The sequence below is a fragment of the Paenibacillus sp. FSL E2-0178 genome (assembly GCF_038593005.1).
Taxonomy (GTDB): Bacteria; Bacillota; Bacilli; order Paenibacillales; family Paenibacillaceae; genus Paenibacillus_AQ; species Paenibacillus_AQ phytohabitans.
This window is the reverse complement of record NZ_CP151953.1, coordinates 1,961,408-1,981,693: the sequence shown is the minus strand read 5'-3', so window position 1 is coordinate 1,981,693 and position 20,286 is coordinate 1,961,408. Positions and strand designations below refer to the sequence as shown.

Annotated in this window: 16 protein-coding genes; 9 read left to right on the top strand and 7 right to left on the bottom strand. The window is 54.5% G+C overall.

Going from position 1 to position 20,286, the window contains the following annotated elements; genetic code table 11:
- Positions 1-67 precede the first annotated feature (67 nt).
- From MHI42_RS08995 to MHI42_RS08985, 3 genes are read right to left on the bottom strand one after another with little or no spacing between them, the layout of a single operon-like run.
- A complete protein-coding gene (locus tag MHI42_RS08995; RefSeq protein WP_042135541.1) occupies positions 68-547 on the bottom strand; it encodes a GNAT family N-acetyltransferase in 480 nt (159 codons plus the stop codon).
- On the bottom strand, positions 547-2,358 hold the full coding sequence (locus MHI42_RS08990) for a family 20 glycosylhydrolase (protein ID WP_342423543.1): 1,812 nt from the start codon (positions 2,356-2,358) through the stop codon (positions 547-549). Before MHI42_RS08990 ends, MHI42_RS08995 begins: the two co-directional genes overlap by 1 nt.
- On the bottom strand, positions 2,355-3,119 hold the full coding sequence (locus MHI42_RS08985) for an SIS domain-containing protein (RefSeq protein ID WP_039305225.1): 765 nt from the start codon (positions 3,117-3,119) through the stop codon (positions 2,355-2,357). The genes MHI42_RS08990 and MHI42_RS08985 overlap by 4 nt, the downstream gene beginning before the upstream one ends.
- 250 nt (positions 3,120-3,369) lie before the next feature.
- Between MHI42_RS08985 and MHI42_RS08980 the strand changes: the two genes are divergently transcribed.
- From MHI42_RS08980 to MHI42_RS08945, 8 genes are all read left to right on the top strand, one after another.
- Positions 3,370-4,305, top strand: coding sequence for a sugar ABC transporter permease (locus tag MHI42_RS08980; RefSeq protein WP_340988023.1), 936 nt, complete (start codon positions 3,370-3,372; stop codon positions 4,303-4,305).
- Between the two features lie 64 nt (positions 4,306-4,369).
- On the top strand, positions 4,370-5,158 hold the full coding sequence (locus tag MHI42_RS08975; protein ID WP_047013965.1) for a carbohydrate ABC transporter permease: 789 nt from the start codon (positions 4,370-4,372) through the stop codon (positions 5,156-5,158).
- A 336-nt stretch (positions 5,159-5,494) separates the two neighbouring features.
- Positions 5,495-6,856 (top strand): extracellular solute-binding protein, encoded by a 1,362-nt coding sequence (locus MHI42_RS08970; RefSeq protein WP_342423542.1) that lies wholly within the window; start codon positions 5,495-5,497, stop codon positions 6,854-6,856.
- 118 nt (positions 6,857-6,974) lie between these two features.
- Entirely contained in the window at positions 6,975-8,774 is a 1,800-nt protein-coding gene (locus MHI42_RS08965) for a histidine kinase (protein WP_342423541.1), read from the top strand.
- 19 nt (positions 8,775-8,793) lie between these two features.
- Positions 8,794-10,437 carry a helix-turn-helix domain-containing protein gene (locus tag MHI42_RS08960; RefSeq protein WP_342423540.1) on the top strand — a complete coding sequence of 548 codons (1,644 nt, stop codon included), beginning with the start codon at positions 8,794-8,796 and terminating at the stop codon, positions 10,435-10,437.
- Positions 10,431-11,210, top strand: coding sequence for a glucosamine-6-phosphate deaminase (locus tag MHI42_RS08955; RefSeq protein WP_342423539.1), 780 nt, complete (start codon positions 10,431-10,433; stop codon positions 11,208-11,210). Before MHI42_RS08960 ends, MHI42_RS08955 begins: the two co-directional genes overlap by 7 nt.
- Positions 11,207-12,376, top strand: a complete 1,170-nt coding sequence (locus MHI42_RS08950) for an amidohydrolase family protein (protein WP_342423538.1) — start codon at positions 11,207-11,209, stop codon at positions 12,374-12,376. The genes MHI42_RS08955 and MHI42_RS08950 overlap by 4 nt, the downstream gene beginning before the upstream one ends.
- 551 nt (positions 12,377-12,927) lie before the next feature.
- Positions 12,928-13,335, top strand: coding sequence for a VOC family protein (locus tag MHI42_RS08945; protein WP_342423537.1), 408 nt, complete (start codon positions 12,928-12,930; stop codon positions 13,333-13,335).
- 1,085 nt (positions 13,336-14,420) lie between these two features.
- On the opposite strand, the gene MHI42_RS08940 is transcribed toward MHI42_RS08945, so the two are convergent.
- The 3 genes from MHI42_RS08940 to MHI42_RS08930 all read right to left on the bottom strand — a co-directional run bounded on the left by MHI42_RS08940 (position 14,421) and on the right by MHI42_RS08930 (position 17,154).
- Complete coding sequence (locus MHI42_RS08940; RefSeq protein WP_342423536.1) at positions 14,421-14,990, bottom strand: YdeI/OmpD-associated family protein; 570 nt, start codon at positions 14,988-14,990, stop codon at positions 14,421-14,423.
- Between the two features lie 664 nt (positions 14,991-15,654).
- Positions 15,655-16,173 (bottom strand): DUF1761 domain-containing protein, encoded by a 519-nt coding sequence (locus MHI42_RS08935; RefSeq protein WP_342423535.1) that lies wholly within the window; start codon positions 16,171-16,173, stop codon positions 15,655-15,657.
- 63 nt (positions 16,174-16,236) lie between these two features.
- Positions 16,237-17,154 (bottom strand): YafY family protein, encoded by a 918-nt coding sequence (locus MHI42_RS08930; RefSeq protein WP_342423534.1) that lies wholly within the window; start codon positions 17,152-17,154, stop codon positions 16,237-16,239.
- Between the two features lie 214 nt (positions 17,155-17,368).
- On the opposite strand from MHI42_RS08930, the gene MHI42_RS08925 reads away from it, so the two are divergent.
- Positions 17,369-19,372: a methyl-accepting chemotaxis protein gene (locus MHI42_RS08925; protein ID WP_342423533.1), complete on the top strand. Its 2,004-nt coding sequence runs from the start codon at positions 17,369-17,371 to the stop codon at positions 19,370-19,372.
- On the opposite strand, the gene MHI42_RS08920 is transcribed toward MHI42_RS08925, so the two are convergent.
- Positions 19,352-20,245 (bottom strand): NAD-dependent epimerase/dehydratase family protein, encoded by an 894-nt coding sequence (locus tag MHI42_RS08920; protein ID WP_342423532.1) that lies wholly within the window; start codon positions 20,243-20,245, stop codon positions 19,352-19,354. The genes MHI42_RS08925 and MHI42_RS08920 overlap by 21 nt on opposite strands.
- Positions 20,246-20,286 lie beyond the last annotated feature (41 nt).

The window sequence follows — 20,286 nt, the reverse complement described above, 5'->3', positions numbered from 1 at the left end:
TGAAACAGCGGCAGTTCAGGGACATTTAGGTCCTTGGCTGCCGCTGTTTGCTGTATCAGAGGGGCGTTTAGTCGATACTGATCAAGTCGCGGAATACGCCGGGAAAAGAATCAGGGACCGCAATCGCGCCGACAGTCTTCTCATAGAAAGGCACTGCGTCCACGACCCAGCCGATGATGGCGTAGCCATAGCCGTTCCGGTGCATCGCGGACAGGCATTCCAGCAGCAGTGCCTTCCCGATGCCGAGGCCCCGGTAATCCTCCAGCACGCCGGTCGGGCCGAAGAAGTTCTTCACAACAACATCGTGACAGGCAAAGCCGATCACTTCGCCCTGCTTCACGGCAATATAGCAGTGGACAGGCAGATGCGCGAAAGCCGTCTCACATTCATTCCGCCAGCTATTCGTGAAATGGCGGCCGACAAAGTCCACAATGGCCTGCTTATCCCCGGTCATCGCCCGTTTAATGGCAATTCCTTCTCCCCGCAGACGTTCCAGCAGCGCACTATTATCCGGCAGATCATATAACTTCACAAGCATATCAGGCATCAGCTATCCCCCGCTTTCTGTTCAATCATCTCAAGATCTGTAATCATCCCGCGCAGGTCTGCTTCGAATAATTCCGGCCGGTAGAACCGGGAGCGGATGAACAGCTCCGCCATCTGCGGCGGAAGCAGCTCTGCAAGCACGCTCTGCATCCGCTGCTTGGCTCTGAATAGATCGCCGTATCCGCTCCTGTACTTATCCCGGAGGAAGGTAATGACTTCCTCACTGCCTGGCGACATCGCTCCGCGGAAGAGGAACGTATGCAGCGGAGAGCGGCGCTGCGCCGGGATCTCATACTGAATCATTGCATCAATCAACTCGGCAGTGAGGCGGTTCTTCTTCACAGCCGGAAGCAGCTGCGGAATCAGGGCATAATAGTCGGTTACCGCATAATCTGCCCATTCTTCTCCACTCAGCTGGGCCGTATCAAGCCCGTGGAACTGGTGCAGAAAACGGGCCAGGAAGGATGAAATATCCGCCTTGGCATTCCAGCTCTGCTCTGCGGCAAAAAACGCCGGATAACGCGAGGTCTCGAACAGGCCGTAGGGACTGCCCAGTGAGAACGGGCATCCCCAATTCGTATGAATGATCCCGTCCAGCTGCTCCGATTGCGCCAGCTGAATCCAGTCTAGCACATTCTTGATCCGGTTATGAATGACCGGATAATTCTGGTCGCCGTTATCATCCCAGCAGCGGACAGAGGAGGCGCCGATGGTCTCGATGCCAGCGTCGCGCAGCTTGTGGAGAATGAGCCGGGCATCCGCCTTCATCCGGTGCCCGCCGTAGATCCAGACCACCACTACGACACGCTTGTCGAGTGCGGCGATCTCGTCCAGGGTGGCGTGCATGATCATGTCATGCCAGATCATTGGTGTTTTGCCGAGGCTGATTGTCTTCTCAGCCAGCTGATTGACAAAGCGGATGAAGGAGGCCTCCGGAGTAAGCCCGGAATTCCGGCAGTCTTCACAGGTGCCGAGCGTCCAGACCTCATCACAGCCCAGATGGAGATAATCGCTGTGCGGATGAAGCGCAGCCACTTCCTCCAGAATGCCGGCCATCATCTCGAAGGAGCCTGCGCGGTGCGGGCATAGCTCCGACACGGTCTCGGGGACTTCGCGCAGCCCGATATAGACCGGATGCTTCAGAATATATTCCAGATGCCCGAAGGACTGCTGCTTCGGAATCACGGTGACGAAATGGTTATGTGCAGTCTGCAGGAGCTGACTGTGTTCTTCTTCGGTGAAGGCGAATTCGGGATGGCGCAGGAAGCTCAGCTTGCGGAACGGCAGCTTGTCCTCATATTCGATGATCAGCGTATTGATCTTGTAGCTGGCCAGCTCTGCGATATATTCTAGCATATGCTCATAAGTCGGATAGACTGTGCGCAGATCAAGATAATCGCTGCGCAGCCGCAGATCCGCCCAGTCGGCAATGGTCACCGCCGGCACCGAGCCGCCCCCGGCAGCCAGCAGCTGATCCAGTGTCTTAAGCCCGTAGAACAATCCGGAAGCGCTAAGTGCGTATAGTTCAACCCGGTCTGTATCTGTAATCAGTACGTATCCGTCATGCTTGCCTTCTACCCGCCGGGCCATGCGGGGATTGAAGCGGGTTCCCTCCGAGACCAGCGCATATACTGCGCTGCCTCCAGGCTCCTGAACCTCTGTCACCCCCGCGAATATTCCTTGCGCTGCCGCCAATAACCGGACATCATTCCCCGGACTCCATAGCTGCGCCGTCCAGCCGCGGATGCCGCTGACCGGTTCCGGTCCCCGGCTCTGCACCACCTGAGGCTGCGGAATCAGTGGAATGTTCATAGCCAGCGGACCCGGCCCTTGAAGCGCTCAATGAAGCGGTTATTCCATTCATCCCCGCCGGGAGCATTGCCGCTGCGCCAGACCGGCACCTCAATCCCTTTTTCCCCGAGACAGGCAGCCGTGGTCATCATCAGTGAATTCAGCAGGAAAGCGTTGGCGAAGGTTGAGGTCGAGCCCATCTTCGGTTCAATCCCCTCAATATGCAGTGCAGCATCGCCCGGCTTGACCTTGCTGTCCAGAACATAGTCGCACAGCTCATACAGGTTCTGCCCCGAAGGATGGCGGGCAATATGATTCTTGGGGGTTGCTTCGGCATGGCCGACAGAGGTAACGGCAATCGTTGTAACCCCCCGGCGCCGCGCCTCCAGGGCAGCATCGACACAGGCGGTGTTAATGCCGTATGCATTGGCAAGAATCAGTATGTCACCCTCGCCCAGCCGGTTATCTTCTATAACAAGTGTTCCGTAGCCGGGAGTACGTTCAACGGCCATCGAGCGCAGAGCGCCGTTCGAGATCATCGTGCCTTCATCTAATATAGCGCTGATATGCATCAGGCCGCCTGCGCGGAAGAAGACCTCAGTCGCATTCATGTTGGAATGCCCGCCCGGACCGTACAGATAGACCAGCTTATCCTCTGCAATATGATCCGCAAGCAGCTCTGCCACCTGCACCAGCTTCTCCCTCGGCTCACTCCGTATCTCATTCAGCAGTTCTACAATGCTTTCCATATAAGCGGACATAATATCTGACTTTGCGTTCATTTACATTCCTCCTAATTATGTGCTTGCCTAGAAGATAACAAAGCGGGCAGGCGGAGTAAATCAACTATTTTGCGCAAATCGGCACCGTTTTTGACTGATTTGGCCAGCTGCATGCCATGATGTGTGCAAATCGCTGATTGGGACAACGGCAGGTAAAAATTTTTCTGAACGGGTCAGGATCGTGACTTATGTAAAATTCTTTGCTTTTCTATAATGAGAGATAACATCACGCAAGAGGGGGGACAGAGCCTTGAAGACGTCAGTTGCCTTGCCACAGTCCCGGGAGAATCCGGTCATCCGCCGAAACAAACGGAAATGGAAAGAAATATGGATGGGTTATCTGTTCACCGGGCCCATGCTGCTCGGAGTAATTGTATTTACGCTGATCCCTATGATTTTCTCCTTCATACTCAGTTTCACCAAGTGGTCGTTCGTCACCGGGTTTGACAAGATCCGCTGGAACGGACTGGACAACTTCCGCCAGCTGTTTCAGGATGATGTGTTTCTGAAGTCGCTGGGCAATAATTTCATTATGCTGCTGGCGGTACCGGTGGGAATGGCTATAGCGCTGATCCTGGGGGTGATAATCACCAATCATGTCTACGCGCCGGGTGCGTTCAAGGTCATCTACTTCATGCCCCAGATTTCCAGTGTCGTCGCTGTCGCAGTAGTGTGGCAGGTTCTGTTCCATCCCTCCTACGGTCCGGTTAACGGTTTCCTGTCGGCACTCGGAGTGGACAACCCGCCCAAGTGGCTGGCCGATCCTTCGTATGCGCTTCCATCGGTCATGCTGCTGATGATCTGGATAGACCTCGGGGTCTCGCTGATTATCTACATTGCCGGGATCAAGAATATTCCTGCCGATCTGTATGAAGCGGCGACGATCGATGGTGCTTCGAAGTTCGCCCAGTTCCGCTCCATTACTTTTCCGCTGCTGACGCCGACGACCTTTTTCCTGCTGGTGACCGGAATTATCGGCAATTTCAAATCCTTCGCGCTGGTCAAGGTGCTGACGGAGGGCGGTCCGGCCAACTCTACTTCGGTTGTGGTTTATGACATGTATCAGACCGCATTTGTGGATCTTCAGACGGGTTATGCTTCTTCCATGGTCATGGTTCTGTTCGTTATCGTACTCGCCATCACCGGCTTGCAGTGGCTGGGACAGCGCTATTGGGTCAATTACTAGAAAGGGAGGGACCCCTGTGAAATTAAAGAATCTGGACTGGGGAAAAGCGGTCATCACTCTACTAATGGCGCTGCTGGGCATCGTATTCCTGCTCCCTTTTATATGGATGCTGTCCGCTTCGCTTAAGCCTGAGGCTGATGTGTTCAAATATCCGATCGAATGGATTCCGCAAACCTGGAGAGCATCGTTCAACTACCACTCTGTGTGGTTTGGCAAAGCGAACTTTACCCTGTATTATTGGAACTCCATCAAAGTCACAGCACTCACGACACTCCTGTCCGTAGCCGTCTCCAGCATGGCCGCCTACGGCTTCACCAAAATCCGCTTCCCGGGCAGAAACGCATTATTTGTAGTGGTGCTGGCCACTTATATGATTCCTGCGGAAGCCACGCTGGTGCCGCTGTTCATCATGTTCCGCACCATCGGCCTGTATGACACCCATCTGGGCCTGATTCTGCTGGGCGGGTTCAGCGTACTGGGAACCTTCCTGCTCCGCCAGTTTTTCGCTTCACTCTCGAATGAATACATCGAATCCGGGCAGATCGACGGGGCGGGCCATATCCGCATTTTCCTCTCCATTCTGTTTCCGCTGGTCCGGCCGGCGATTGCCACTTATGCCATTCTGCGGTTTATCTGGACCTGGAATGATTTTCAGACGCCGCTGGTCTTCCTGAACAGCAAGACGCTCTATACCCTTCAGCTTGGCATGAATGCCTTCGCTGACCGTAACGGCGCATTCTATTCCCTCATCATGGCGGCTTCCGTCTCTGCAATCGTACCGCTGCTCGTAGTGTTCATCCTCGGCCAGAAGCAGGTCATCGAAGGCATTTCCTTGGGGGGGGTGAAGGGGTGAAGGCTGGCAAGTTCCCGGAAGTTGCATAACCGGAGGTGGGTGGAGCGGACGTGACTGTCAGTGAGTTGAACTTGAAAACTGACTAAAAGGATAAGTGACGGAGGGGGATTTTGGAACTGGAAGAGCGAATGCGTACGCCTTTGTCACCGGATTTCTACCGCGAAGAGCGGTTTAAATCAAGAAATCTGGGGACAACAGCGGCTGGAAGTCCAAATATTCACCGCAGTTACGATTAACCTATAGGAATATTTAAAGTTCAGCATACACATCGATAAGGAACAGCTGCCGGACAAGCTTCATAGGCAGGGAGAACTCACATTAGAAGGGGTGTTATTAATGAAAAAGAATGTATTCGCGTTGGTATGGATCACCGTGCTCCTTGTAGCCCTGGCGGGCTGCGGCAATTCGAACAACACTAATAACGCATCTCCCACTAATAGCAGCACTGCTGCACCGGATGCGGCGGAGAGTGCTGCACCTTCTGCAGAACCTGTCACGATCAAAGTCGCCAACTGGTCACCTGCGGCGGATATGGAGCCTATTCTGCAGGCGTACGAGGATTCCCATCCGGGAATTACACTGGAATACGTGGAGCTAGCTGACAACGGCGATTCCGTGGCCGGGATGAAGAAGCTGGATCTCCTCGTTGCTTCCGGCGAGAACCTGGACGTTGTGTTCATGCCGGGTGCAACCGACTACTCACAGCGTGCGGGACTCGGACTGCTGGCTTCGCTGAATGACCTGATCAGCAAGGAAGGCATCACGCTGGCGGATGAATATACGATTGATCCATCCGTAGACGGACAGGTGTATGCACTTCCCGATACACTGGAGAATTATTTCGTCCTGCTGAACAAGGACAAGCTGGATGCGGCTGGACTGGCTGTGCCTACGGAATGGAGCTGGGATGACTATCTTGACTATTCCGCCAAGCTGACCAGCGGTACCGGGCCGTCCAAGACCTTCGGCACTTATTTCCATACCTGGGCGATGTACTGGGAGCTGGCCATTATCAACCAGGAGAAGGACAACAATCTGGTCAATAACGGCATCGTAAATATTGACAGTGCGGGTATCCGCCAATCGCTGGAGCTGCGCAGCAAGGCAGAGGAATCCGGAGTGGCTGTACCGTATGCGGATACCATCTCCCAGAAGCTTGCTTACCGTTCTGAATTCTTCACCGGACATGCCGCGATGATTGTGACCGGCAACTGGATGATTGGAGAAGCGGGCGGATCGGAGGAATTCCCGGCTACATTCACCACTGCCTTTGCACCGATGCCTTCCAACAGCGCCGGACAGCCTTCCGGAGTCAGTATTGCCAACGGCAACTATGTGGGCATTCTGGAGAAATCGCAGCATCAGCAGGAAGCCTATGATTTCATCCGCTGGTATTCCACAGAGGGTGAGCAGATGCAGAATGTATATTCCGCCTGGAAGAAGCAGGATGTCGATCAATACATCGCCGGAGTGAAGGCCTCTGCTATGAGCCCGGACAAGATTGACGAAACCTCACTAGCCTATGTGATCAAGAATGCCAAGCCGGCTCCGCTAAGTGTGCCACCGACCTATCAGGGCGAGCTGGAAACTGCTTTTACCAAAGAAACCGAGCTGTACATCCTGAAACAGCAGGATCTGGAAACTACGGTCAGCAAAGCGCAAGCTGAACTGCAAAAGATCGTGGATGCCAATAAGTAAATAAGCCGAACCGTCACATTTTGTCGAGATATTACTGGGAAATGAATTACTGGAGGCGGAAAGCTGATATGATAGAAGCAAAGAAAACGATCGTCTGATTGTGAAGGGGGGATTGCCATTGCTGCCAAAAGGATGGAAACTCGGTTTTCGCAACAAGCTGCTCGTCGCTTCCTTGCTCTGTCTGCTGCTTCCCGCCTCCATTACCCTGTATATTTCCAATTCCTATACCGAGCACATCCTCCGCTCCCAGGTGATTCAGAATGAACGCCGTTCGCTGGAACAGGAGAGCATGTATATCTCGAACCTTCTCAGCAATATGGTGCTGGTGTCGAATTACATTCAGTTCGATCCCGGGATTACGCTTATTCTCAAAGAAAATTGGCAGCGCAGTAAGCTGCATCAGCCGGATACAGCCAAGAATGTACTGGAATTCAAAGAGGTTACCGAAAAGCTCGAAAGCGTGACCTCCATGATGGAGAAAACATTTGTCACCGTGCTTACCTCAGACGGCCAATATTATTCAAATTATCCTTACGCCAAGCTGGATGTCGGCGCCCTGCTGCTCCAGCCCTGGATGGAAAAAGCCCGTCAGCAGCCTGTCTTCGATCTCTACTGGGCAGGTGTGCTCGATAACTATATTCCTACCGTTGCCCAGACCAGCCCGCAGGTGCTGACGATTGCCCGCAATCTGAAGCTGTCCTCCAATTCCACTTATGCGACGGTCATTATCAGTATCGCCGAGAGCCGGATCAGCCAGATCTTCAATGATAACCGTAAGGGCCAGGAGACACTGCTGATTGCACCTGACGGAACTGTACTGGCCTCCCTGGACAAGACGAGGCTTGGTCAGCCTTTTACACTTGCGGATGAACTGACGGGCACAGCGGATTCGCGTTTCATGGACTACCGCAATGAGCAATATCTGCTCAGCAGCCTGGATATTCCCTATGGGAACTACCGGATCGTCAGCCTATCGCCTTACCGCGAGGCGGTCAGCCAGATCAGTGCAACCCACCGCTGGAGTACAGCCGTGCAGATCGTGTCGGGAGCGTTCTTCCTGCTGATTCTGGTCCTGCTGGTCCGTCAGTTCACAAAGCCGGTAATCAGGCTGGACAGCGTGGCGGCCAGAGTAGAGCAGGGGGAGCTTGGCATCCGTTCCGGCGTGCGCGGGTATGACGAGATTGGGCGGCTTGGCAAGTCTTTTGACCATATGCTGGACCGGGTGGAGAAAATGATCGAACAGATTAAGGTGGAGCAGGCGCAGAAGCGCAAGGCCGAGCTGGCGATGCTGCAATCGCAGATCAATCCGCATTTCCTGTTCAATATTCTTAATTCCATCCGCCTGCGCATTATGATGCGGGGGGATGAGGAGAATGCGGAGCTGCTGTTCTCGCTGTCCCGGCTGCTGCGGATGACCATTCAACAGCGCGATGAGTATACTTCTCTGCATGAAGAGCTGCATATTGTCAGGAGTTATGTGGAGCTGCTGAATTTCCGCCAGGCCGATGAAGTTACGCTGGATACAGACTGCACCTCGGAGAGCCTTGGGGTGATAATCCCGCGCTTCCTGCTGCAGCCGGTCATCGAGAATGCTTATATTCACGGCCTGCGCCAGGAGAGCGGACGCATTCTGATCCGTACCTGGACTCTGGACAGCCGTCTGTTCATAGCGATTGAAGATAACGGCCGGGGGATGGATGAGATTACCCTGAACCGGCTCCGGGCTGAGCTAGGCTCTGAGCTGCCGGAGCAGGAATCTATGCCGTCCAGCAGACTGGCCCATATCGGAATGTCGAACGTATACGAGCGTCTGTATCTGACATACGGTTCAGCCTTCCAGGTTACCATTGACAGTATCCCCGGACAAGGGACAACCTTCCTGTTTGTGCTTCCTGAAGAAATTCCGGATCAAGGTTAGGAAAGGGAGAGTGGGAACGATGTATAGCGTGATGCTGGTGGATGATGATTATCCGGTACTGGACTTTCTCTCGGCAGTAATTCCCTGGAACGAGCTTGGACTGACCCTTCATTCGGCCTGCAAAAATGGTCTGGTTGCCCTGGAGAAAGCGCAGGCTGGTATGCCGGATATTGTGATAACGGATATTGGCATGCCTTATATGGACGGCATTGAGCTGATCCGCGAGCTGAAGCTGATGAACGAAGATTTACGCGTTGTGGTGCTGTCATGTATGGATGATTTCACGTATGCGCAGCAGGCGGTGAAGCTGATGGTGAGTGATTACATTCTCAAGGAGATGATCAGCCGCGAGCTGATTACCGGTCTGCTGCAGGAGATTGGCGATGAGCTGCGGCGCAGGGATGCGGACAAAGCCCAGACGCTGAAATGGAAAAGCATGGCGGAGAATCAAAAGGTGCTGCTGAAGCAGAGTGTGCTGCGGCGGATTGCCGCCCGGGAGCTGCCGGACACCGAATGGCTTCCGGATGCCGCCGAGCTGGGGATTATACCCGATTTGACGGCGAATGTAGCCGTCCTATGCCGGGTCAGCGGCAGTACCGGGGAGCCGGTCCGGGATGATCTTGCGCTAATGGCACTGGTGGAATCCGCCGCCGAAGCGGTGCTTCAGGATGGAACGGCCGCCGTATGTCTGCCCTACAGCGGGCGGGACTGCGTGCTGGTCTTCACCGGAGGGATGGGCAATGGCGCAAGTGCCGGCCATATCTCCATGCTCGGCAAGCTGCGTTCTGCGGTTCAGAGCATGCCGGGGGTAGGGGCATCCTTTCAATATCTGTGTATTCCGCCCGGCAGCGGGCATTTCCGTGAAGGGATTATAACGCTGCTTACACAGGGGCGGGAGAATGCCTTTTATCTGAAGCCGGGCGAGCTGACCGGGCTGAAGGAGCTCCAGCCGTTCACCGGTGAGGATCTGTTTCTGCATTACACCGAAGCCTCCCGGGAGATCCGGGAAGCGTTCCTGGAGGAATCGGCCGGGAGGCTGGAGGAGCTGCTGTCCAAATGGATGGATTATATCCGGGTGAAGCGCTTTGCTCCGCGCCAGGTCAAGGAATGGGTGCTCAAGCTGCTCTATGATAACCAGATGCGGCTGATGGCCCGGCAACAGTTCCAGTCAACCTTCTCTCTGGAGATGCTGCATGACACTATCACTGCCATTGAGCATATTGACAGCCTGGAAGAGTGGTCCCTGCAATTCTTCTATGAACGTCTGCCGGTGATCCGGGAGATGTACCAGGAGACACGGCGGGATGAGATCAAGAAGGTGAAGCAGTATGTGGACCGGCATCTGAACCGTAAAATTACGCTGGAGGAGGTAGCCGAATACACTCATCTGAATTCGAGCTATTTCAGCCGCCTGTTCAAAAAAGAAACCGGGATGAGCTTCATTCACTATGTCACCCATACTAAGATGGAGCATGCCAAAGAGCTGCTGGACCAGTCTCCGCAAAGTGTGGAGCAGGTCGCCGAGCAGCTGGGCTACGAGAACAAAAGCTATTTCACCAAGCTGTTCAAGCTGCATACAGGCTTCACTCCGGGTGAATTCCGGGGTGAGGAAGGAACAAGGAACGGACAACCACAAGGCACAGGGAGGAACTACTCATGCTGAAAGTGACACCAATCCATACCGAAATGGCAGGTTCCATGCTTGTCCGTGTGTTTGAGAACCGGCAGCTGCTGGGATCTGCGGCAGGGCGTGAAGCAGCCGCGGCGATCCGGGCGCTGCTGGCGTCCAAGACCTTCGTAAGAATTATTTTCGCCGCCGCCCCTTCCCAGAATGAATTCCTTGCCGAGCTTGCCGCAGCCAAGGATCTGGACTGGAGCCGGATTACGGCCTTCCATATGGACGAATATCTCGGACTCCCGGAAGGCTCGCCGCAGAGCTTCGGCAGCTTCCTCCGGGAAGCGCTGTTCGACAAGGTGAAGCCGGGCAGAGTTCATTATATCAATCCTGCCGCAGAGCTTGAGGCCGAATGTGAGCGTTATGGCAGGCTTCTGGAAGAAGCTCCTATTGATATTGTCTGCCTCGGCATTGGCGAGAATGGCCATCTGGCCTTCAATGACCCTCCGGTTGCGGATTTCCATGATCCCCGGCTGGTCAAAGCGGTGATCCTCGATGCCGCCTGCCGCACCCAGCAGGTGAATGACGGATGCTTCGCCAGTCTGGAGGAGGTTCCGCAGCAGGCCTTGACCTTGACGATCCCGGTGCTGCTCTCCGCCAAGTGGCTGTTCTGCATGGTCCCGGGCCCGACTAAGCGCGGTGCAGTTACCCGTACGCTGCATGAATCCGTCTCCACAGCCTGCCCGTCCACAATCCTGCGCAGCCACGGGGATTGCCGGCTGTTTGTGGACACAGATTCCTTCGGAGCGGTTGTGCGATGATTGTGGATGCGCTGCATTACCGTACAGGCGAGCCGGTCCGTATCCATCTGGAGGGCAGCATTATTGCTGCCATTGAACCGTTGGATGGACCACTACTGCTGCCGCCGGACGAGTTGCTGGAGCTGCCGGTAGCCACGCCCGGCCTGGTAGACCTGCAGATCAACGGCTTCGGTGGCCATGACTTCAATCATCCGGTGCTGACCGCGGAGGCTGTCAAGGAAGCCATCCGCGCCTTGTGGACCGAAGGGATAACCACCTGCTATCCGACCGTGATCACCGGTGCTCCGTATACGATTCACGGCGCCATGCGGGCGATTGCCCGGGCCTGCGAAGAGGATACTGCCGCCTCTGCGACGATTGGCGGCATCCATCTGGAGGGGCCGTTTCTCTCGCCCGAAGACGGTCCGCGCGGAGCGCATAGTCTGGAGCATATCCGCCCGCCGAGTACGGCCTTGTTCGACCAGTGGCAGGAGGCGGCAGGCGGGCGGATTTCCATCGTGACGATGTCCCCCGAATGGGAAGGAAGTCCGGAGTTCATCCGCCACTGCGTGCGGCAGGGCGTTACGGTCTCCATCGGGCACACCTCGGCAAGCCCGGCGCAGATCTCGGAGGCGGCCGCTGCCGGAGCGCGGCTGTCCACGCATCTCGGCAATGGGGCGCATGCCATGCTGCCGCGCCATCCGAATTATCTGTGGGCCCAGCTCGCGGAAGAAGAGCTGTGGTGCACTCTGATCGCCGACGGCTTCCACCTCCCGGATGAGGTGCTGAAGGTGGCGATGAAGGTCAAGGGCAGCCGGGCGCTGCTGATCAGCGATGCCGTTGCCCTCGCCGGCCTGCCGCCCGGCAGCTACGACACGCCGGTCGGCGGCCGCGTCGTGCTGACCCCGGAGGGCCGGCTGCATCTCGCCGGCCAGCCCGGGCTGCTGGCCGGTTCGGCGCAGATGCTGCTGCGCCACATTGCGCGCCTTAGCGCCGCGGGCCTGGCCGATCTGCCGGACGCCTGGGACATGGCGTCCGTGCACCCGGCAGGCTTCATGGCCCTGCCGGAGGCAGCGGGCCTGGCCGCCGGCGCGCCGGCGGATATTGCGCTGCTCCGCCGGGGCAGCGCGGGGCCGTCGTTGGCGGCGCTCTGCAAAGCCGGCGAATGGGTGTACCGCCGGGGCTGATACCCGGCGGCAGTTTTTTTGCCGGGAGGGGCTGCGGGGTGCTGTGCCCGCCCCCGCACCTGCACTCGCGAGCGCATCTGCATCAGCACCTGAACTTACATCAGCACCCGCTCCCGAACTAGCTAACGCACCTGCCCCCGCACCCGCAGAAGCTAACTGCCCCGCACTCGTACTAGCTAATACACCTGAACCTGCATCTGCCCCCGCACGCGCACTAGCTAACGCCCCTGCATCTGCATCAGCAACCTTACTACCACTAGCTAACGCACTTGCACCTACATCAGCAACCGTACTACCACTAGCTAACGCACCTGCACCTACATCTGCCCCCCGCATCCGCACTAGCTGACACACCTGCATCTGCATCAGCAACCGTACTACCACTAGCTAACGCACCTGCACCTACATCTGCCCCCGCATCCGCACTAGCTAACACGCCTGCACCTGCAACTGCCCCTGCGATCGCACCGCCACCCACAACTTTTTGCCTGAGACAAGTTCATGCTATAATGGTGCGGAACACACTCCATGGATGCAGAGGTGATTAGAAAGTGGGATATAAGGCAGGCCAGCTTTTTGTTAATTTGCCGGTGAATAATCTGCAGGATTCGATCAACTTTTTTACCGCACTCGGATTTGAGTTCAACCCGCAATTCACGGATGAGAACGCAACATGTATGATCATCAATGATAATACGTTCGCCATGCTGCTGACCAAAGAATTCTTCAACACCTTCACTTCGAAATCAGTTGTGGATACTGCCGGACACACGGAGGTCATCCTCGCCTTCTCCGCAGCAAGCAGAGAGGAAGTAGACGAGCTGGTGCATAAGGCACTTGGGGCCGGCGGGAAACCGTTCAATGATCCGGTCGACCATGGGTTTATGTACAATTGGAGCTTTCAGGATATCGACGGACATCTGTGGGAAGTCATGTATATGGATGAGAGCGCGCAATAGCATAGTGGATATAGGTGTGCATGAGGACAGGCTTCCGGATGCGGGGGCTTGTTTTTTGTTTGATTCTAGAGGAATATGGTGAGAGTTCTCCTAGGCCTAGCCGGGTTTGCAGTGACACGATTACGGTATGCGGTATGCTTAAGTGCACTTTGTACAACTAAATCGCCTGATTTTCAACCAATTATTCGTTTAGTTGTATTCCGTGCAATTAAACTGCCCCTTATAGATGGGTTACGCCGCTTCGGGCAGATATAGTTGTACAGAATACACTTATATGAGGCATGCCTGCCTTTTCGCGGTTTTTAGTTGTACAATGTACAACTATCCTTTAAGTTTCCAGTTGAAGCTGAAACCGAATACATAGATTCTGCATGAAATAATGAACTCACTTCATTAGTTCTGAGATTGTACCAAGCCGGGCATTGTAGAATGGAGGAGGCGTACCTGAAAGACAGATTACTGGTGGTGTTCTGGAGCGAATGGCCGTCAGTGTGGCAGGACCGTCAGCTCAGCAGATGGCGATCAGCAGGAGAATGCGGACTGAGAAGACGCTATTTTGCCCAAAACACTGCATTCAACGCCCAAACGGACTGAGAATCAGTTATTTTGTTCATTCGAGCCTAAAATGTGGAGCTGGCAGCCATATAAGCGATTCTGAGTCCGCATGACCCGTAAAACCGCCTGTTTTACCCAAATAGCGGATTCTCAGTCCTATTCACGATCGTATACGCTCGTGAAGCTATTCATCCCCTGCCGAGTCCTGCCAAGTCCCGCCCAGCTCCCGCCGAGTCCCGCCCAGCCTCGCCGAGTCCCGCCGAGTCCCGCCGAGTCCCGCCGAGTCCTGCCAAGTCCCGCCGAGTCCCGCCGAGTCCTGCCAAGTCCCGCCAAGCTCCTGCCAAGTCCCGTCCAGCCTCGCCGAGTCCCGCCCAGCCCACGCCGAGTCCCGCCCAGCCCACGCCGAGTCCCGCCCAGCTCCTGCCAAGCCCCGCTCAGCTCCCGCCAATCCCCGCAAATTTCCCGCCAGTCCCCGCCAGCCCCCTAAATCACTCTCCCGCCAACTTCTCTAAATACAAGCAGTGCAGGATTTAATACTCCAGCAGGCGCCCGTTATCATGCCATTGGCCGTACATTGTATTGGCTCTGGTGTTTGCGATGAATTTCTCCAGTCTGCGCTGAAACACTTCAGGCTGATGGATATAGCTTTGTATGGTATCGATCCGCACCCGCCGGTAGAGCGCCGGAAAGGCCATGAAGTTCTCATATATCTGCGTTTCCTCTTTCAGCTTCTGTTCGATAACCTCATCTATTCTAAAAGAATTAATGTCCATATCAGGAAGGACCCGCCGTCCTTCCTCACGCATCAAGCCCAGCTTCTCCAGGCGGCGGACACGCTCTTTATTAAGCTCAGTCCATGAGCTCCGCTTGCTGCGGGGAGACAATCTCTGGACCAGCTTCGCTTCAGCGTTCATCTTCTTCACTCCATCGATCCAGCCGAAGCACAAAGCCTCTTCAACGGCGTCCAGGTACAGCAGCGTACCCGGGATTGGCTTCATAGTGGCTTCGACCCAGCAAAAGGGTTCAGCCGTACTATTCATAAGCAGCCAATTCCGCAAATCTTCCCTTGATGTAGCCGCAATCCAATTTTCAGCGCTCATAGTTACTGTACACTCCCTTCTGTCAACTTTATTACCCCAACAGGAACCTGCACGGACGTTTTACGTGAATGGCAGTTTGTATGGCGGGAAGACTCCCGCTTAAGTGCTAACTGTAGTTTCTCCTAGTCCAATTTGTACAATTATATTGAGCTGTCCCTGCAAGATACACAACTATCCGTTAGGTCACGATCCGCTTGAGAACGGTAGAGCTAGCTCTTCATTGATTGCACTTTGTGCAACAGATTCTGCGTTATCCTGCGCTAAAACCAGTTCTAATGTATTTCATACAATTGATTTCCAGCTATCTGCCCAAATTCACCAATTCCATAGATATCTATTGTACAAAGTGCTGCAGATTCTATTTTTCGGCGGATTTTAGAGCGATCTGTTGTACGAACCTGGCCCTCACAAGAAGACCAGGCAGCTTAGCTTAAAGGTGAAACAGTGGTGGAGAACCGATCGTGGTTCGTTGAGGTAATCCTGCACGAAATACAACATTCCCCTCGTCAGAACCGGCCCTGACCGAAAATTGTTGCACAAAAGGCATCAATTGTCCTCAACCAAGCAGCTAAACGGGGGAATTGTTGTACCGCATACAAGAATCCTTACGGGTACCCCAGTAACGATGAATTAATGTTGCAAAACGTACAACAACATCGACTTTTCAACTCATCGCTACAAGAATTATACTGACAATCAGCCCGGACAGGAAAAAGTAGCTCCCGCTAACCAGTCCGTAGACCAGCGGCCGGGGAATATTGGGGTTAATCCCGGTATTCACGGTTGTGGCCGCCAATAGTCCTGCTCCGACAATCCCGCCAAAGATGAGAGCATCAGCAAGGGTTTCGATCTCGAACGCATAGAACAGTACCGCCATCGCCACTGTTGTTACCAGTCCGCATACCAGGGGACCCAAGATGAAGCGGAGCGCCGGTTTTTCTTTGGAAGTAGAAGGATTCATATGTTGTTTCGTATGATTAACATTCCTTCCATTTCCCGCTGAACCGATACCGTCCTCCTTAAGGACGGCAACGCCGTTTCCACTTGGCGCATTCTCTTTTCCCAGAGCGTAGGCATACGCCTTGCCCCAGACCACAGTAAACCATAGGCCTCCCACCAAAGACAGCGCCAGGGTCCCGAGCACAACAGCCAACCCATTGATTTCCTGAATTACATTAAACATAATGTCCTCCTCGTGTGTTTAAGTCTGCTTACATCATAAAAAAAGAAGTTTGACAACAGCGTGTCATACTTCTTCATAAGGTTTGAGTGCGTTTTGCAGATGCTCTTTGATGACGGCGCGCAGGTTGAGGGGTTCGAGGACCTCGGCACCGCTGCCGAAACTGAGCAGAATGGCCCATAACCAGCGTGCGCTGAGCGGCTGATATACCGGAATGCGCATCGTCATACTTCCGTCTTCGTGAAACTGTTTGTCCATCTGCTGAAACTGATCCAGCGCGTCGGCCAACGCTTCCGGCCTTACCCGGATCACTACATCCTCCAGCTGGTTCTGCCGTGCGTGCTCTGAGGAAGCTGCCTCTTCCGGCACCTCCGGGTGCGGTCCGAAAGTATCCCCGGTCAGCATCAAATTCATCAGCCGGGACAGGCGGAACTCGCGATAAGCCTGACGGGTGCGGCAATATCCGAAAATGTACCAGTTCCGGTATTTGAAATGAAGCCGCAGCGGCTCGATATCACGGCCCGTACGTTCATTCATGGTGTCGATATAATCGAAGCGGATCACTATGCGCCCGGTGATGGCAGTCCGTATATGACGCAGCGCATCGGGTTCCGTCCGCAGGGTGTCGAGATCTACGGACAGGCTCTGCGTCAGATGCTCCGGTCCGATGGTCTGCAGCCGCTCAATAGTCCCCTGCGCACGCCCGTCTTCAAACACGGTAGAAAGACTGCGGAGCACGGTAATCAGGGCGTTAACATCATAAGTGCCGAGCAGGCTTTTATCCATTTTGTAGCCGTCCATCATACCATATCCGCCTTTCATCCCCTGATACGATACGACCGGGAAGCCCGCTGCACTGATTACATCGATATCCCGGTAGATGGTCCGCTGCGATACCTGGAACTCTTCAGCCAGCATGGCCGCAGACAACACCTCGTGATTCAAAAGCTTATAGATTATAGAGATCAGCCGTTCCAGTTTCATAGGTATACATCCCCGTCCATTGGTTCTATTTCCTTAAATATTGACGTTTTGTTAACAGTTTCGCAACATATTCTTTACGCTCAGCATACACAACTTAAGAGAACAGTTAATATCCGGCTTCTACAATGAGGATATTAGCAGAATATACCTATTGTAAAGACAAGCTAGATATGAAGGGATGATACTTTTGAAGGGGAACCTGCTGCACTTTTCGATGAAATGGAAGCTAATCTTCAGTTTCTCGGCAATTACGCTCATTTTTCTGGGCGTGGCTCTGTACCAAGGACATAAAATTAACCAGGTAGAGCTATCTATGGAACAGCAGAAGAGCGAAATGGAGAAAAGAATTACAGTCTCAACCATCACCCAGCTGCTGCAGGAGCTGAACCGTGCGGAGACTACCTTCGCTGAATCCAGTGATTTGGAGCTGGCGGAGCCATTACAGGAGAAACAGCAGCAGATGTTGGCTGAACTTGCCAAGGTGGAATTTGAGCAGGACACACCAGCATTCACTATGCTTGGACTTCTGGGCACTCAGGCCGCAGAATATGGGGAATTCATTACGGAACTGCTCGGAGCAATGTCGGATGAAACACTTGATCCACTAACTGTACTGGAACAGATTGATGTTATACATACGAAGGCGCTTGCGCTGAATCAATCCATGCTTGAGACAAACGGGAAGCTGTATGAGGCAGCCGCCGACAATGCAGAGCAGGCGCAGACGGTTTCTTTTAACCTGCTGGATGATACGGTCTCAATCGTGGCCTATGCTGCAGGCGGAGTGTTCCTGTTCATGCTGGTGCTGGCCTGGCTGCTGATCCGCTCATTCCTGTCGCCGGTCGGCAGGCTGCAGGCTGCACTCAGGCAGATTGCCGACGGGGATCTGCGGCAGCAGATCAACTCCCCGTATAATGATGAGCTGGGCCGGCTGAGCCATCACTTCGATCATATGGTGGGCAGAGTTCAGGGCATGCTGCGGCAGACCTTGTCTGCTGCGGGCTCACTGGCTGACTATTCGCATTCTTTTCAGCAGTCATCGGCGATTACCGCGCATACGAACCGGGATATTGTCCGGACGATTCAGGAGATTTCGCTGGGTGCCGACCAGCAGGCTGTTCAGTCTGAACAGAGTACGCTGCTGCTGGAGGAGCTGGCCCGCGGGGTACAGGATATTACCGAGTATACGGATGTGATGCTGACGACAAGTGAAGCGGCTAACCGGAATACGCAGCAGGGTTCAGATACCGTTACTGCCCTGCGCCAGATTTCACAGCGTTCCCGGGAGTCGATCAGCAAGGTTTATGTGGCGCTGGAGCAACTGGTGAACCAGTCCAAGGATATTTCACGCATCACCAATTCAATCACGGAGATTTCGAAGCAGACGAATATTCTCTCGCTCAATGCTGCGATCGAGGCAGCGCGGGCCGGGGCATCGGGAAAAGGCTTCGCCGTTATTGCCGATGAAGTCAGACATTTATCCGTGCAAACGAATGATTCCTCCGTGCATATCAGCCGGATTATCCAGGAGCTTCAGGCCGGCATGGCCGATTTCCAGGGATATATGATGGAGACCAGAGAAAGTCTGGAGCAGCAGGATCACCAGGTGGCGGAGACATTGGCATCCTTCGGGGCGATCGATGAATCCATTGCGGGCATCAGCACACAGATCGGGCAGATTCACCAGAAGGTGGAACAGACGCGTACGATCAACTCACGCCTTGCCGAATCTGTGCATTCCGTAGCCTCCGTGGCGGAGCAGACAGCGGCAGGGGTACAGGAAGTGAATGCCTCCAGCACCCAGCAGGATAAGGCGATCAGCGACATTGCACGGCAGGCGGAGGAGATTCATGAAATCTCGCAGCGGCTGTTCCGGGAGATCAATGTGTTCAAAATTGCGGACGGGCCTGAAGTGCGAGTGGACGAAGAAACAGCGGCAAAGGCTGGAGCGAAGATAGAAGCGACAGAAGTTGCGAGGACGAATACGTATACGAAAGAAGTGGACAATACGGTAGAGAAGACTTTGGAGAAGACTAAGGAGCAGACATCGGAGAAGCCGGAACCCAAGTCAGAAGCCGGAACGTTTGCGGAGCCTGAAAAAAGGACCGGAGCCGGAGTTCACCGGCCTCAGTCTGGAGTATTACGGGTGATGGAGGAATCCGCATCCGCAGACGGGCGGAGTGAATCGGAGGCTGATTTACTGGTGCTGGCGAAGTGAATGATTCAGCGAAGTGACCAGCTCCGGGAACCACCCGGATAATGTCAGGAAGCTGAAGCCCGCGGAGCGGGCTTTTGCCGTATCCATGACCCAGGATTCTTCGATGCCAAAGGGAGAGCTGTCCGAATCTGCGGTTTCCCGCCGGACCACGGCAGGTTTACCTGTTGCCGCTTCAACAATGGAGATAACTCCGCCGATGGTCAGTGTACCGTCCGAACAGGCATTCACCGGACCGATCAACGTGGAACTGCCCAGCCAGTGCAGGAAATCAGCGGCTTCATCGGAACGGATGAACGAGATCTCCGCTTGCGGATTCGGGATACCGATCGGCTGCCCTGCCTGTACATGCTCTATATGAAAATGCAGCCTGCGCGTATAGTCATCCGTGCCCAGCACAATCGGAAACCGCACCGCGGCCACCGGGAAGTCCGCTGTCTGCAGCAGAACGGTCTCGGCCAGTCTTTTGCCTTCCTGGTAACTAAAATCGGCCTTCCCGCCCAGCTTCAGCGGATAGTGTGCAGGATCGAAATCCGCTTCAGTCAAGATATCCGGCTGCGGATTATAGACAGACAGGCTTGAAGTCAGAATATACCGCTTCGTCCGGCCGGCAAATATCCGCACCGCAGCCGCAGCCTCATCCGGTGAGAAACAAATATTATCGTAGACGATATCCCAGTCTATATTCCTTACAGCACGCTCCAGCGCAGCTTCATCGGTGCGGTCCACGGCCAGCCGGGTTACCCGGTCACCGAAATCATCCTCTGTTACACCACGGGTCAGAATGGTTACCTGGCTGTCCCCGTCCCGGAGCAGCAGCTCCACCAGTCTTTTACCAAAAAACCGCGTTCCTCCGAGTACAAGTACCTTCTTCATTTGGCTACACTCCTAAAGTTTTGTGTGCGGGCTAAGATTCC

What these genes read in the sequence shown, in the direction of transcription:
- MHI42_RS08950 (WP_342423538.1), top strand. Translation starts at nt 11,207, where the DNA reads ATGATTGTGGATGCGCTGCATTACCGTACAGGCGAGCCGGTCCGTATC.
- MHI42_RS08960 (WP_342423540.1), top strand. Translation starts at nt 8,794, where the DNA reads ATGTATAGCGTGATGCTGGTGGATGATGATTATCCGGTACTGGACTTT.
- MHI42_RS08925 (WP_342423533.1), top strand. Translation starts at nt 17,369, where the DNA reads ATGAAATGGAAGCTAATCTTCAGTTTCTCGGCAATTACGCTCATTTTT.
- MHI42_RS08990 (WP_342423543.1), bottom strand. Translation starts at nt 2,358, where the DNA reads ATGAACATTCCACTGATTCCGCAGCCTCAGGTGGTGCAGAGCCGGGGA.
- MHI42_RS08995 (WP_042135541.1), bottom strand. Translation starts at nt 547, where the DNA reads ATGCCTGATATGCTTGTGAAGTTATATGATCTGCCGGATAATAGTGCG.
- MHI42_RS08930 (WP_342423534.1), bottom strand. Translation starts at nt 17,154, where the DNA reads ATGAAACTGGAACGGCTGATCTCTATAATCTATAAGCTTTTGAATCAC.
- MHI42_RS08935 (WP_342423535.1), bottom strand. Translation starts at nt 16,173, where the DNA reads ATGTTTAATGTAATTCAGGAAATCAATGGGTTGGCTGTTGTGCTCGGG.
- MHI42_RS08940 (WP_342423536.1), bottom strand. Translation starts at nt 14,990, where the DNA reads ATGAGCGCTGAAAATTGGATTGCGGCTACATCAAGGGAAGATTTGCGG.
- MHI42_RS08920 (WP_342423532.1), bottom strand. Translation starts at nt 20,245, where the DNA reads ATGAAGAAGGTACTTGTACTCGGAGGAACGCGGTTTTTTGGTAAAAGA.
- MHI42_RS08970 (WP_342423542.1), top strand. Translation starts at nt 5,495, where the DNA reads ATGAAAAAGAATGTATTCGCGTTGGTATGGATCACCGTGCTCCTTGTA.
- MHI42_RS08955 (WP_342423539.1), top strand. Translation starts at nt 10,431, where the DNA reads ATGCTGAAAGTGACACCAATCCATACCGAAATGGCAGGTTCCATGCTT.
- MHI42_RS08975 (WP_047013965.1), top strand. Translation starts at nt 4,370, where the DNA reads ATGGCGCTGCTGGGCATCGTATTCCTGCTCCCTTTTATATGGATGCTG.
- MHI42_RS08985 (WP_039305225.1), bottom strand. Translation starts at nt 3,119, where the DNA reads ATGAACGCAAAGTCAGATATTATGTCCGCTTATATGGAAAGCATTGTA.